At 68.8% G+C, this 13,823-nt stretch carries 14 protein-coding genes and 1 pseudogene; 6 read left to right on the top strand and 9 right to left on the bottom strand.

Going from position 1 to position 13,823, the window contains the following annotated elements; all coding sequences use genetic code 11:
• From ABZ783_RS30845 to ABZ783_RS30835, 3 genes are all read right to left on the bottom strand, one after another.
• Positions 1 to 291: hypothetical protein (locus ABZ783_RS30845; protein ID WP_357444321.1), on the bottom strand; the 291-nt coding region annotated here is incomplete at its 3' end.
• A gap of 208 nt (positions 292 to 499) precedes the next feature.
• Positions 500 to 829, bottom strand: a complete 330-nt coding sequence (locus tag ABZ783_RS30840; RefSeq protein WP_357444318.1) for a low temperature requirement protein A — start codon at positions 827 to 829, stop codon at positions 500 to 502.
• A gap of 100 nt (positions 830 to 929) precedes the next feature.
• On the bottom strand, positions 930 to 1,298 hold the full coding sequence (locus tag ABZ783_RS30835) for a low temperature requirement protein A (protein WP_357444315.1): 369 nt from the start codon (positions 1,296 to 1,298) through the stop codon (positions 930 to 932).
• Between the two features lie 384 nt (positions 1,299 to 1,682).
• On the opposite strand from ABZ783_RS30835, the gene ABZ783_RS30830 reads away from it, so the two are divergent.
• From ABZ783_RS30830 to ABZ783_RS30820, 3 genes are all read left to right on the top strand, one after another.
• Positions 1,683 to 2,909 (top strand): epoxide hydrolase family protein, encoded by a 1,227-nt coding sequence (locus tag ABZ783_RS30830; RefSeq protein ID WP_357444312.1) that lies wholly within the window; start codon positions 1,683 to 1,685, stop codon positions 2,907 to 2,909.
• Between the two features lie 167 nt (positions 2,910 to 3,076).
• The gene (locus ABZ783_RS30825) at positions 3,077 to 3,856 is read left to right on the top strand and encodes an alpha/beta hydrolase (RefSeq protein ID WP_357444309.1); all 780 of its coding nucleotides are present in this window, start codon (positions 3,077 to 3,079) and stop codon (positions 3,854 to 3,856) included.
• 458 nt (positions 3,857 to 4,314) lie between these two features.
• Positions 4,315 to 5,655: an MFS transporter gene (locus ABZ783_RS30820; protein WP_357444306.1), complete on the top strand. Its 1,341-nt coding sequence runs from the start codon at positions 4,315 to 4,317 to the stop codon at positions 5,653 to 5,655.
• A gap of 105 nt (positions 5,656 to 5,760) precedes the next feature.
• Here the strand turns inward: ABZ783_RS30820 and ABZ783_RS30815 are convergent, their stop codons facing one another.
• The 6 genes from ABZ783_RS30815 to ABZ783_RS30790 form a co-directional block, all read right to left on the bottom strand.
• Positions 5,761 to 6,684 carry a cation diffusion facilitator family transporter gene (locus ABZ783_RS30815; RefSeq protein ID WP_357444302.1) on the bottom strand — a complete coding sequence of 308 codons (924 nt, stop codon included), beginning with the start codon at positions 6,682 to 6,684 and terminating at the stop codon, positions 5,761 to 5,763.
• 144 nt (positions 6,685 to 6,828) lie between these two features.
• The gene (locus ABZ783_RS30810; protein ID WP_357444299.1) at positions 6,829 to 7,095 is read right to left on the bottom strand and encodes a GlsB/YeaQ/YmgE family stress response membrane protein; all 267 of its coding nucleotides are present in this window, start codon (positions 7,093 to 7,095) and stop codon (positions 6,829 to 6,831) included.
• Positions 7,096 to 7,230: 135 nt separating this feature from the next.
• Positions 7,231 to 7,446, bottom strand: coding sequence for a hypothetical protein (locus ABZ783_RS30805; RefSeq protein WP_357444296.1), 216 nt, complete (start codon positions 7,444 to 7,446; stop codon positions 7,231 to 7,233).
• 105 nt (positions 7,447 to 7,551) lie between these two features.
• Complete coding sequence (locus ABZ783_RS30800; RefSeq protein ID WP_357444293.1) at positions 7,552 to 8,637, bottom strand: sporulation protein; 1,086 nt, start codon at positions 8,635 to 8,637, stop codon at positions 7,552 to 7,554.
• 208 nt (positions 8,638 to 8,845) lie between these two features.
• Positions 8,846 to 9,802, bottom strand: a complete 957-nt coding sequence (locus ABZ783_RS30795) for a hypothetical protein (protein ID WP_357444290.1) — start codon at positions 9,800 to 9,802, stop codon at positions 8,846 to 8,848.
• 206 nt (positions 9,803 to 10,008) lie between these two features.
• The gene (locus ABZ783_RS30790) at positions 10,009 to 11,307 is read right to left on the bottom strand and encodes a hemolysin family protein (protein ID WP_357444287.1); all 1,299 of its coding nucleotides are present in this window, start codon (positions 11,305 to 11,307) and stop codon (positions 10,009 to 10,011) included.
• Between the two features lie 262 nt (positions 11,308 to 11,569).
• On the opposite strand from ABZ783_RS30790, the gene ABZ783_RS30785 reads away from it, so the two are divergent.
• From ABZ783_RS30785 to ABZ783_RS30775, 3 genes and pseudogenes are all read left to right on the top strand, one after another.
• On the top strand, positions 11,570 to 11,950 hold the full coding sequence (locus tag ABZ783_RS30785) for a YccF domain-containing protein (protein WP_357444284.1): 381 nt from the start codon (positions 11,570 to 11,572) through the stop codon (positions 11,948 to 11,950).
• A gap of 854 nt (positions 11,951 to 12,804) precedes the next feature.
• Entirely contained in the window at positions 12,805 to 13,158 is a 354-nt protein-coding gene (locus tag ABZ783_RS30780) for a hypothetical protein (RefSeq protein ID WP_091302886.1), read from the top strand.
• Between the two features lie 2 nt (positions 13,159 to 13,160).
• Positions 13,161 to 13,812 (top strand): annotated as a pseudogene (locus tag ABZ783_RS30775) (nucleotidyl transferase AbiEii/AbiGii toxin family protein).
• The last annotated feature ends 11 nt before the right edge of the window (positions 13,813 to 13,823 follow it).

Raw genomic sequence — 13,823 nt, 5'->3', positions numbered from 1 at the left:
CGAGCGCAGGGCACGCCCGGCCTGCTCCTGGGCCATGCGCACGATCCGGTCATTGACCCTCACACCCACCGGCGTGGCGGCCGTCCAGCCCAAGCACCGCAGCGCCATCCACGCGTTCGACGGAAGCTTCCGGCCGCCGGCGTCCACACCGGAGGCGAGCACCTCCACATCGCCCGCGTTCCACCGCTCCACCAACAACCCGGAGACCATCCCCGCTACCAGATCGGCACACCAGCCGACACGTTGCGCAAGCACCGCCTGCGACAGAACCTCACCGGTCCCCTCGTCCACCCCTGATCGGAGTACGGCGCGGGCGCAAGCGGTACGGGAAGTCTCGCCCTCAGCCAGCGGCAGCTTCCCGGTCACCGGCTCATCGCCGCGACATCGATCCAGGAGAACTCGTGATCACGACCGGCCCATGTCACCGGAATCTCCCCCGAACCAGCCCAAAGACGAAGCACCATGATCCACACGGCCAATTTAGGATCACCGACGATTCCTAATCAAGTTGGTCAGCCTGCTGTTCACGTAGGTGGTGTAAATCCACCAGATGCTGGCCGGCAGAAGGAAGGCCGCAAAGGGCGGCGGCCACCACGCGGGCGGGCGGGTGGGCGGTGGGTGCCGCGTCACGCAGGTTGGTCAGCGTGGCGCCGAGCAGAATGATGGTGAACTGCCCCAGCCGTTCAGGCAGGTGGGTGCTGTGTACGGGATGGCGGCGCAGCCAGCGGCGGCCGAGCCACGGGGTGAGCAGCTCGATAGCCAGGGCGGTGATCCACACTGCCGGTCGTACGGTCGGGAGATGGCCAGTGACCCAGCCCAGAGCAACCACCCGGTACCGAATCCGGTGAGATAGACGGCGACCAGATCCCAGGCGGACCGGTCGGCTGCGAGGACTCGCAGGTACATCAGGAGCAGAAAGCCACGCACGATCAGGTACCCGACCGGCAGCAGCAGGCCGGAGGGGCCTGCTGCACGCCGAGGGTAATGGCGCCAGCACCAACCGTCGCAGCCAGCACGAGCAGTCGGTGCAGAGTGTCGTCCGGGTCGTAGCGGGTGTCGTAGAAAGACTGGCCGATCCATGACCACTGGATGAGCACGTAAAGCACGATGGCAACGGCGAGTTCTTGCACACTCGGCGATGCCCGGATGTCCAACCGCGCGGTCACGCCCAGCAGGGCCAGGACGAATACCAGGTCGAAGAAGAGTTCAAGCCAGGTGGCATGCCGCTCTTCGTTCAGCTCCGGCCCGCCGGGGTAGCGTAGCCCCAGCAGACCCACGGTACGGGACAGCCGGGCCAACCTGCCACCTCCGGCCAATCACCCACCCCCACGCCGTCACCGCCATTAGTAATCATTACCTAACGGGTCGTGCCACCATGCCGAGACCCACCCTGCTGCACCGGTTCCTGCCGCGGCTGAGCCACCGAGTTGCGCAGCGTCTCGTGGTCGACACCCGACCCCGGGCCCACGTCCCGAATCGCTGCGGCAGGAAACGAGCACCAGGCCGGCATTGCCGCAGCGCCCGACGGCACAGGCACCCGACCCAGCGGTCCCCCCGTCGGGCTCCCGGACAAATCCGGTACCCACCCGTCTCGGCTCGGCTCGCCGAACTCATGCGACAACCAGGTGTAGGCCCCGATCGTGGTGGTACTCGGATGCCCCTGGCGAGGAGCGGAGGCCCATGTGGCTGTCAAGACCGAAGAGCGGGTGGGCATCGCAGGTGTCCGGCCGTTCACGGTCGAGGTCCCCGAGGCGGACCTTGAAGCGCTGCGCACGCGCATCAGGGCCACGCGCTGGCCCGAGAGGCAGACCGTCGCTGATCACTCGCACGGCGTACCGCTCGAATCAAGCCAGGCACTCGCGCGCTATTGGGAGAAGGAGTACGACTGGCGCAACGTCGAGGCGAGGCTGAATGCACTACCGAACTTCGTCACCGAGATCGACGGGCTCGACATCCACTTCATCCACGTCCGATCGAAACACGAAGGCGCCCTGCCGCTCATCGTCACACACGGCTGGCCCGGCTCGATCATCGAACAGCTGAAAATCATCGGCCCGCTCACCGATCCCACGGCACACGGCGCGAGCGCGTCGGACGCCTTCCATCTGGTGATCCCGTCCCTGCCGGGCTACGGGTTCTCCGGCAAGCCGACCACGCCAGGCTGGGGCCCGGAACACATCGCACGCGCCTGGATCGAACTGATGAAGCGCCTCGGCTACAACCGATTCGTCGCCCAGGGCGGCGACTGGGGCGCGCTCATCACCGACCTCATCGGTCTGCAGGCGCCCCCGGAACTGCTCGGCATTCACACCAACATGCCCGGTGCGGTTCCCCCCGACATCGATGCACTGATCCAGTCCGACATCACCGGGATAAACAAGGCACTCAGCAAGCTGCCCTCCAACCTCTCAGAAGAGGAGAAGCGCGCCTGCGGGCAGCTCGACTTCTTCTGGAAGCATGGAGCGTACGCCCTCGTGATGGGGACGCGCCCCGAGACGTTGACCGAACTCGCGGACTCCCCCATCGCTCTGGCGAGCTTCATGCTGGACCATGACGCAGCCAGCCTGGAGCTGATCTGCCGGGCCTTCGCCGGCCAACCCGGCGGCCTCACGCGAGACGACATCCTCGACAACATCACCCTCTACTGGCTGACGAACACGGGGGTTTCGGCGGCTCGTCTCTACGCGGAGAACAAGCTGTCCTTCTTGTCCGCGAAGGGCGTCTCCGTGCCGACCGCCGTGAGCGTCTTCCCGGACGAGCTCTACGAGGCGCCGCGGAGCTGGGCGGAGCGGGCGTACCCCAATCTCATCCACTACAACCGGCTCGACCGGGGCGGGCACTTCGCGGCCTGGGAACAACCGCAGCTCCTCACCGAAGAGCTTCGTGCCGGTTTCCGGCCGCTCCGCTAGCCGAGGCGATTCGGGTATGCCGACCGTGGTGTCGGGTACGCGAAACGGACTGACGACTGCGAGGGGGAGACATGGACGGCGCACGGATCCCACCCGGATTCACGGAACAGACGGCCCGGGTCGGTCAAATCACGATCAATTACGTACGCGGTGGTCAGGGCGAGACAATGGTCCTGCTGCACGGCTATCCGCAGACGTGGTTCATGTGGCGCAAGGTCCTGCCGGAGCTCGCCAAGCGGTACACCGTCATCGCGCCCGACCTGCGCGGCGCTGGCGGGAGCGACGCCCCGGCAAGCGGATACGACAAGAAGACCCTCGCCCGGGACGTACACGACCTCCTCGCCCAACTCGGGCTCGAACGGGACATCTGCCTGGTTGGCCACGACATCGGCACCATGGTCGCGTACGCGTACGCCGCCGCCTACGGCGATCAGGTGAGCAAGCTCGTCCTCACCGAGGCACCCATCCCCGACCAGAGCCTGTATCAGGCTCCGTCGCTCACTCCAAGCGGGCCGGGCCTGTGGAATTTCGGGTTCTTCAGCCTCCCGAACGGGCTGCCGGAGCAGATCGTGGCCGGCCGGGAGGAGCTCTGGGTGGATCGGTTCACCGACTCGATGGAGGTGCAGAAGACCGGCATCGGCAAGGACGAGGTCGCGGAGTACGCCCGGTACCTTCAGGACGACGCCCACCTGCGGGCAAGCTTCGAGTATTTCCGCGCCCTTCCACAGGACGTCGCCGACAACGCCGAGTACGCCAAGACCAAACTCGCCATGCCAGTGCTCGCCCTGGGCGCCCGGGCGAGCCTCGGGGACGCCGTATCCCAACAGGCCGCCCAATACGCCGCCAATGTCAGCGGCGACGTCATCGAGGACTGTGGCCACTGGATCTTCGAGGAACGCCCCGCCGAACTCACGAGCCAGCTGCTGGAGTTCCTCCAACCGGCCTGACCCGACTGTGAGCGTGGCAGGGTCGGCTCGGCAGTGGTGAGCTGATAGCCGGCAGTGGCAGGCGTGACCCTTGGCCTGACTGGCTTCGTGCCTTTGACGGGACTTGTCCGTCTGCTGCTGCCGGCGCCGGCCCCGGCGGGAGACGTTTGGCTTGATCAGGAGCTTGACTGCCAGTTAGCGGCTGGCGTGTCTCATCACAGTCCTGCCATCTCCGCACCGGACCGGAGTCCTGGGTGGCTCCGTTGAGTTCGAGCGCTGGTCGGAGGTGCTGCTGGCCGTCGCTTGGTCGGGGTACCGACGGCAGGGTTCAGCGGTTGGGGATACCCGGCCCGGTGGCACGCCACGAGAGCGCCGTCGTGTGCGCACAGGGGTGGCTGTGCCCGCTGACCCCCCGGGCCCAGGGACGTCGTGAGCACCGGCGGCCGACAAGGCCGAGGGACACCGTAAGCTGGGGGATCATGGCTTCTCGCCGCTTTCATGACCTTCGTGCCGTCTTCGGCGTGCCGGCGTTCCGGCGGCTGCTCGGCGTGCGGCTGGGTGGGCAGTTCACCGACGGCATATTTCAGGCCGCGCTCGCCGGCAGCGTGTTGTTCAACCCGGACCGGCACACCACGCCGACGGGGATCGCCCTGGCCGCGGCAGCGTTGGTCCTGCCGTACTCGCTGGTGGGGCCGTTCGCGGGAGTGCTCCTGGATCGGTGGAGTCGCCGGTCGGTGATCGTCTGGACCAATCTGCTCCGCGCGGCACTGGTGCTGCCGATCGCCGCGGCCATCGTCGTCGGCGACGAAGGCATGGTGTTCCTCATCGGGACGCTCGCGGTGATCGGGCTGGGGCGCCTGCTGCTGTCGGGGATGTCCGCGGCGACGCCGCACGTGGTGGCCGACGATTACCTCGTCACGGCGAACGCCGTGGGCGGCACCGCCGGCTCCGTGGCCTACTCGGCCGGCCTGGGCTGCGCCCTGCTTCTGCTACGCGCTGTGTTCCCCGCCGGGGACGCCGGATACGCGGCGGTCGCGCTGCTCGCCGTCGTCGGTTACGGGGCGTGCGCCGTGCTGGCCCGATTCTTCTTCTCCCGACCGCAGTTGGGTCCGGACGAGGTGGTGCCGCACCGCCCCGGGCTGGTGGGTGAGGCCGGGGCGGTGCTGCGGGGCATGTTCGACGGAGTTCGACACCTGCGGTCGGCGCGCGGCGCCGCGTACGCGATGGCAACGCAGGCGGGGTTCCGGGTGCTCTTCGGCGCTCTCGCCTTGGCGCTGCTGTTGCTCTACCGAAGCGCCTTCGGCACCGACGTGGCCGACGTGTCGGCGCAGCTGGGTCTGGTGTTCGCGGCAGGGGCGATCGGGGTGCTGCTCGCCGCGGTGGTGACGCCGGCGGTGTCGCGACGGATCGGCGGCTGGCGGTGGGTGACCGGTCTGCTCGGGGCGCTGGCGGTGGCGGTGCCGGTGTTCGGGCTACCGTTCGCCTCGCCGCTGCTGGTGATCCTCGTGCTGCTGGTCAACCTGGCCGGTCACGGTGTCAAGATCGTGGTGGACACGATGGTGCAGCACGAGTGCGCCGACGCGTTCCGGGGGCGGGTGTTCGCGGTTAACGACACCCTGTTCAACCTTGCCTACGCTGCCGGCATGGTGGGGGTGTCACGGTTCCTGCCGGATGATGGGCGGTCGGCGGGGTTGCTGGCCGGCGCAGCGCTCGGGTTCGCGGCTCTTGCCATCGGCTACGGGATCGCCGCCGGCCGGTGGGCCCGCCGGGTGGGAGACGACATCGCCACACCCGCCGGTCTGGTTTCGTCCAGTCGCTGACGGCACCCGTTTCGTCGTTCCCAGCAGCGGACAGACCCCGGCCAGACGGCATGTCTCCGTCGCGGCCGGGGTCTGGAGGTTCCTTTCGTGCCCGCTGGACACCGGTCAGGCGGTCACCGTGACACGATCGATGTCGGGTTCGAGGTAGACGACGCGGGCGGCCGGCAGTGCCTGGCGCAGGCGTGTTTCGGCGTCGTCGATGGTGGCCGCGATGGTTGCCCCGTTGTCGGTCGCGTCGACGGCGATCTTGGCGGCGACGAGCAGGTCCTCGGGTCCGAGGTGCATGGTGCGCAGGTGGATCACCCGGTCCACGCCCGGCGTGGACAGCAGCGCGGTGTGGATGGCGGCGACCTCCTCGGGAACGGCCGACTCGCCGATCAGCAGGCTCTTGATCTCGGTGGCAAGGATGACGGCGATGCTGACCAGCAGCAGGCCGATGCAGCCGGTGGCGATGCCGTCGAAGATGCCGTTGCCGGTGATGATGCTGAGCCCGACGCCGAGCAGCGCCAGGACCAGACCAAGCAGCGCCCCTGCGTCTTCGAGGAGGATGACCGGCAGTTCGGGGGCGCGGGCGCGGCGGACGAAGGCGATCCAGCCCTGCCCGTTGCGGGTGCGGTTGGCCTCGGCGACAGCGGTGCGCAGGGCGTAACCCTCGAGGGCCATGGCGATCAGCAGCACGGCCACCGCGATCAGCGGGGAGGACAGCTCCTGCGGGTGGCTGATCTTGTGCCAGCTCTCGTAGAGGGCGTAGAGGCCACCAAGGGTGAACAGGATGATCGCCACGAGGAACGCGTAGATGTAGCGTTCGCGGGCGTAGCCGAACGGGTGCAGGGCTGTGGGGGTGCGGCGGGCGCGTTTGCCGCCGACGAGCAGCAGCGCCTGGTTGGTCGAGTCGGCCACCGAGTGCACGCCCTCGGCGAGCATCGACGCCGAACCGGTGATCGCCGCGGCGACGAACTTGCTGATCGCGATACCCAGGTTCGCCGCCAGCGCCGTCACCACGGCCTTGGTGCTGCCCTCCGCCGCCATCGGCGTAGTCCTTTCATGAGCGGGTCAGATGGGGTGACCAGTGTGCCAGCGAACCCGCCCGGTCCGGTCAGCGGATGGCCGCATATCGGCGGGCGCAGGACGCCGGCCCGCCCAGGGATGGACGGGCCGGCGTCAGGGCTCGTGTCAGCGGCGGCGGCCGTAGGCGCCGGACGCGACCGACACGCCGATCGCGGCGAAGGCGACCTGGAGAGCCAGTTCGATCCAGTCGATGCCGCGGGTGTCGGCGACGCCGAAGGCCCCGGCGACGAGGGTGCCGAGCAGCGCGGCGACCACGCCGATGAGCAGGGTCAGCCAGATCGGGATGCTCTGTTTACCGGGTACGACCAGCCGGCCCAGCGCGCCGATGATGAGACCGATGATGATCGCGGTGAAGATGCCGGTAACTTCCACGAGAGCGTCCCTTCCCAGGCGGGTGTCTGCGTCCAGCGTTGCCCAGTCCCGCAAGGTGGCTAAACCGCTGTCGGAATGGGCGGATGCCCGGGCGGCCACGGGACCTGGCCGCCCGGGCATCGCCGGGAGAGTGTGTTACTTGGCCAGGGCGACCAGGGCGCTGGCGGTACGGAAGTACGGGTTGCGGCCAAGGTCGCCGATCGTGACGATGCCCAGCGCCTCCTTGAGCAGCTTGGCACCACCGTCGCTGACGCCGGCAAGGGCGGACACCGGGGCGTCGACCAACTCGGTCAGGCTCTTGTCCTGGTAGGCCTTGTCGACCAGCGTGGTGAGATCGGCGGTAACGGGCATGAACACTCCTTCTCCACGTAGCCTGGCATTTCCGGCTACATCCGGCGAACCGGGTTGAATTAGATCATCACCCGTGCGGGCAAGTCCACAAGGGACTCACTGGGGTCAGCCTTCGTCCTCGCCACCCTCGTCGTCGCCGAACGAGTCGAAGACCTCCTCGGCGATCATGCCGCCGGCGAAGCCGAGCGCCGCGCCGCCGACCATGCCCGCGACCATGCCGCCCATGCCGGAGCCGTGCCGCTCATGGTGGTGCTCTTCCTTGTAGTGGCCGCCGGGGTGGCCGTAGCCGGGCGCCCCGTAGGCGGCGTGCCCGTAGCCGGGCTGGCGGTAGCCGGGCGGTGGAGGAGGCGGGTAGCCACCCGGCATGCCGCACCCGTGCGCGGGCTGGCCGTAGCCGTGGCTGGCGCGCAGGCTCTGGTACTGGTCGAGGGCCTGGCGGACCCACCCGTCGACCTGCGCGGTCCAGTCGACGCGGTCGGCGTCGGCGTGGCCGATCTGGTAGCGGCCGTAGGAGTCGTGTCCGCCGCTGAACAGGCCACCGCGCTTGTCGAACTCCAGCACAACGTCGACGCCGTGTTCGTTGGTGACGAAGGTCAACTCGACCTCGTTGACGCCCTGCGCGTACTGCGGGGCCGGGAAGTACTCGATCTCCTGGTAGAAGGGCAGGCTCTGGTGCAGGCCATAGATGTGGCCGCGTTCCAGGTCGGCGCCCTTGAACTGGAACCCGAGCCGACCGAATGCCTCGAGGATGCGCTCCTGGACCGGCAGCGGGTGCACGTACACCGGATCGAGGTCGCCCTTGTCCACCGCGCCGCGGATCGCCACCTCGGTGCGCAGGCCCATGGTCATGCCGTGCAGCTGCTGCCCGTACAGGCTGGTCACCGGCGTCTCCCAGGGCATCGCCAGCTGGAACGGCAGCGACAGGTGCTGCCCCTCCCGCAGCAGCAGCCCGCCGGCAACACCGACCCGATGGAACTCGACGAACGCGTCGTACTCCTCCCCCGCGCCCTGCATCTCCACCCTGGTGACCAACCCGACGGTGACCTGGTCGATCTGCACGTCGTGGCTGCCGCCGACGAGGTTCACCTGCCCGCCCAGCGTCAGTCCCGGGCGGGTGTTGGGATTGGACAGGACCGCGTCGACGCTGGGTCCGCCCACCCCGAACGCGCCCAGCATCTTCTTGAACACCACTACGTCTCCCTCGAACCCTCGTAACGCAACAAGATCACTGGCGTCCATAATGGATGCCGCTGGCCGAGAAACCTAACAAAACAACCTGAAAGTAGCTGAGTGCGTTCGCTCAGTTACCGTAAGGTAGTGTCGCGTTCGTGAACCCGGAGCGGGGGAGCTCAAGTCCTCCTCCCGCGGCAGTTCGTTTCGCGGCGGCGCCCTCGAGCCCCTACCGCTTGCCGGCACGGCGTGACCGAGCCATGCCGAGCAACCCCGCGACGACCAGGACCAGACCGACCGCGCCCACCGCGCCGATCAGCGCCCTCACTCGGCCCTCGGTTGCTGACGCACCCCTTGCGGCGGCGCTGGGGGTGGGGGTGTGCCTGGCTGCGCTCGACGAGGCTGCCTGGGCGACCGCCGGCACGGGATAGCGCAGGACTGTGGGCTTCGTGCCCGGCGGTTGGTCGGCGGTTTCGGAGACGGTGAGCAGGAACCGTCCGTCTCGGCTGTAGGTGATCGACTCGCCCTGGGGCTCGTCGGGCAGCGGGACGACCCGAGGGGTGCCGCCGGTCAGTGCGGCAACGACATCACCATCGACGACGTCGAACTCGAACGCGTCGGCGTAGGTACGCAGCACCACCCGGCGCCTGTCCGGCGCCGTAGCGGCACCAGTCACCACGGCACGGCCGAGGAAGGAAAACGGGTTGCTGGTGGTGGTGCGCGGCAGACTCACCTGCCCGACCTGCTCCAGGGGCACCGTCGCGCCCGGCTTCAGGTCGCCGGTCGCGGCGTACAGGCCGGCTGTGCCGCCCTGCTTCGTCACGATGATCGGCCGGCCGTCGCCGGCCATGAGGAGCGCTTCCGCGTCGTGCGGGCCGTCCGGGTACGTCATCCGGTGCAGCACCGGCCGGTCACCGCCCGGCGGCAACTTCCACAGCGCGACGGTCTCCCGGGAGCGGTCGTTGTCGCCGATGTCGGCGACCCACAGCGTCCCGTCGGCGCCCATAGCCAGGTCCTCGGTGTCCCTTGGGCGGGAGGGGTAACGCACGGTGCGGACCACCTTGCAGCCGGCGTCGAGGAAGAAGATCCGGCGGCGCGGCTCCTCATCGGCGCTGTCGTTGACCACGACGAACCCCGTCTCGGTGACGACCATCCCGGAGATCTCAGTCAGCCGGCTGTCCCGCACCTGGCAAACCGGAGTCCCCCGCGACGCCGTGGGCGTGGGCGACGGACTCGCCGCCGCCTGACCCGAACCGGACGCAACAACCAGAACTGCGGCAGCGGCTACTGCCCCCGCGCGCCAGAGGACCGACCCGTGTCCCGCCACCTCGTGCCCCCTTCGGTCGCACCGCCAACGCCGGGCCCGGTCGACCATGGGTGTCCTAGCGACGATCAGGCCTCGTCCTCGCCGACCTCATCGGTGGGAACGGGCCGAAGGCGCACCCGGGTGATGGCCCGACCCGTCACCTCCACCACCTCTGCGGTGAGCCCGGGCAGCCGTACGATCTCTCCCGCCGTCTTCGGGATGTGCCCGAGGTGAGCCAGGATCAGACCGGCGACCGTGGTGTAGTCGCCCGCCTCCAGGGTTTCCTCGTCGAGGTCGACGCCGATGTCCGTCAGGTCGTGCAGCGGGAACCCGCCGGGCAGCAGCAGCGACCCGTCCGCCGCCTTGACGACGGCTTGGACATCCCGGTCGGTCTCGTCGTAAATCTCCCCGACGATCTCCTCGACCAGGTCCTCCATCGTGACGATCCCGTCGATCGACCCGCGCTCATCGACGACCAGGGCGAACTGCTGCCGCTGCTGACGCATCTCCCGGATCGCCTCGGTGACCTTCAGCGTCTCCGGCAGATACAGCGCCGGGCTGACATGGTCGGCGACCGGACCTTCCTGGTCGAGCAGGTCCCGCAGGTGCACCACACCAACCGTGTCGTCCAGGCCACCGCGGCCGACGACCGGCGCGCGGGTCTGCCCCGACTTACCCAACTCCCGCAACGCCTCCGGCGCGGACAACGACTCCGACAAGGTGACCACGTCCCGGCGCGGCACGAGGATCTCCCGCAGGATCCGCTCCGCCACCTCGAACGCCCCGGAAATGATCATCCGATGCTCCGGCGTCAGGTTCCGCTGCGCGGCGACCATGTCCCGCAGTTCCTCGGTGGTGACCTCTTCCCGCCGGGCACGCGGGTCACCCCCGGCGAGCCGGACGACCATGTCCGTGGCCTTGCCGAGCAACCAGACCGCCGGCCGGGAGAACGCCGACAGCGAGTCCAGCGGTCGGGCGACCAGCAGCGACCACCCCTCGGCACGCTGCATCGCGATGCGCTTGGGCGCCAGCTCGCCGAGGACGAGCGTGACGAACGTCAGCACGATCGTCACCACGACAATCGACACCGGCTCCGCTGCGGAGCCAAGAAAGCCCAGGGGCTTCACCAGGGGTGCGGCCAGCGACACCGCCGCGGCCGCGGACGCCAGGAAGCCGGCGAGGGTGATACCGATTTGAATCGTCGCCAGGAACCGGTTCGGATCCCGTGCCAGCTTCGCCAGAACCCGCCCGCCGCGGGAGGCGCGCTCCAAGCGCTGCAACTGGCTCTCACGCAGCGACACCAACGCCATCTCGCTGCCCGCGAACACTGCGTTCACCAACACCAGCACGAGCACCAGCGTGACCTGCACGCCATAGCCGCCCACGGACTGTTCAACGCCTCCCTCACCCCGGGCCCTCCGGGACATCCACCGTAGCGGTACCCGCACTCCACCGGAGCCGCCCCATCCGCCAGACCTACGGCCGGGCGGTCTCGGCTTGGAAGGCATCCTGCTCCTGGCCAGCGATGCCGCCATGCCCGGGCGTCCTCGCCCTGCACGCGGCTAGCCGAATCCCTTCCTGGCCCCGACAATCAGCAGCAACCGGGGGTCCAGGCGACCGGTGGCGAGCGTTGTTCATGCTGTAGGCGTGATTCGCTTCGTGCTGAACGTTCTCTGGCTCATCTTCGGCGGCGGCATCGTCCTCGCGGCCGGCTACGGCATCGCCGCCCTCATCTGCTTCCTGCTGGTCGTCACCATCCCCTTCGGCGTCGCCTCTCTGCGCCTGGCCGTCTACTCTCTGTGGCCCTTCGGCCGCACCCTCGTACCAAAGCCGGGCGCAGGCGTCGCCTCCGGACTGGCCAACATCCTTTGGGTGGTCCTGGCCGGCTGGTGGCTGGCCCTGTCCCACATCGTCGCCGGCGTCATGCTCTGCTTCACGATCATCGGGATCCCGTTTGGCATCGCCAACTTCAAACTCGTGCCCGCTGCGTTCTGGCCTCTCGGACGCGAGGTCGTCGACGCTCCCTGACCGCCGCTCGCCGGGAGGCTCTGGCCCTTCCCGGTTATCGGCGCCCGGCCGGTTGGCTGCCGACTCGCCGTCGCTCGCGAGTTGGACGGCGCGGCTCGCCAACTCCGGCCTCCGGCAGCCGCCGCTCCAGATCAGCGACGATCGCGTGCACCCGGGCCAGTTGCTCGCGGACCGACGGCTCACCGGGATCACGGAGGTCCTCCGGCGGGCGAGTTCGCTCCGCGGCGGCGCGCTCTTCCTGGTGTGCCTCCTGCAGGGCGTTTAGGACCACACCCACAACCTCGCCGTCGACACCCCGCCCGCTCTGCGGGTCGCTGCTGCGTTCACCGAACTCACCCACGCGATCTGATCGCGGACCCGGCACGGGTTCAACACGTCCGCCGATCCGATAATGCAACGGCGCCCGTCGACCAGCTCGCCGCGATTGAGGTGGGTCCGTGCCTGGACGAACAACCGTGTACCCACCGCCACGCGCACGGACTCCTCGTCCTCGGTCAGCAGCCGCCGCGCCAAGGTCACCTCCACCACATCTGGCCCGGGCAGCCGCGAGCGTATCCTGCCGCAAGGTGGGCAGTGCTTAGCGCCACCCGGTCCGTCCGCCCCGTCGGCTCGGGCACGAGCGGACTGCGGCCCGGCATGGTCGACCGGAGGCTGCCGACGTCCGGCGCGAGAACTTCGAACCCCGCGAGCGGCGGCAGCCTGACCCGCGTTTAGTGCGGATCGGCACGCGTGTGTTCGTCCTTGCCAGCGATGATCATCAGGCCGCAGGGCAGGCCGGTCCCGGGAGATCAGATGGCCGGCAGGTCGATGTCGTGGCGCCGCTCAGACGTACGATCTGGGCGGGAGGTAGAGACATGGCCAGCGGCAATGGCGCACCGCCTGGGTCACGGTATGTGGACCAGCGGCACTTCGTGGTCGCCGCCACCCTGTCCGACCTGCGCGGTCCGGTTCGCGGTGTGGTGACGCTGGATCGGTGGCTGGACTGGTCCGGCGACAGCACCTACGACTTGGACGACGCCGGTGATCTGCAGCTGATGTACCAGACGGTGCTGAACCAGGCCAATTCGGTCGACGACTTGCGTCGGTGGTTGCATGGCCCGACTTTGCGCCGTTTGTGGCCCAGCTTGTGGCTCCCGGCACGGCTGCGGGCGTTGTGGCAGGCACGCTTTCCCGAGCTAAGCACCCCGCCGCAGACGCTGGCCGGGTAAGGGTGGATCAGGCTCACCTCCGCTTGGCGGAGATCGGGCTGCGGGTCGCTGCCCGCTACGGGTTCGCGTTGGCCGGTGGCTACGCCGTGCAGGCCCACGGCATCCTCGACCGCCCCAGCGAGGACATCGACCTGTTCACGGCGTGGGAGCGTCGTAGCGAGTTCGCCGCAGCAGTGGACGCGGTAGTCGACGGCTACCGCGACGGCGGGTATTCCGTCGAGGTGACGCAGCAGTTCGACACCTTCGCCCGGCTCGCGGTCACCGATCCCGCTCAACCTGCCCATCCGTACAAGGTCGAACTGGCGGCCAACTGGCGCGCGTTGCCGCCGGTGATGATGGACGTCGGGCCGGTGCTGCACGCCGACGACGTCGTCGCGGGCAAGATGTCCGCCCTGTACACGCGCCGAGCCCCGAGACTTCCTGGGCATCGACGCGGCCCTCATGACCGGTCGCTACACCCGGACACGGCTGTGCGAGCTGGCCGAACAATCCGACGCGGGATTCGACCGGCGCATCCTGGCGGACCTGTTCGGCATGCTGGAGCGGTACCCGGACCGACGTTTCGCCGCCTACGGCGCCCACCCCGCCCATATCAGCGAAATGCGCAGACGCTTCGCGCAATGGCGCGAAGAACTCACCGCCAACCTGCCCTAGGTCCTCGCGGG

Origin of the sequence: Micromonospora sp. NPDC047738 (genome assembly GCF_040642675.1) — a bacterium.
Taxonomy (GTDB): Bacteria; Actinomycetota; Actinomycetes; order Mycobacteriales; family Micromonosporaceae; genus Micromonospora.
Note: the sequence above shows the minus strand (reverse complement) of the source record. Positions and strands in the feature narration are given on the sequence as shown.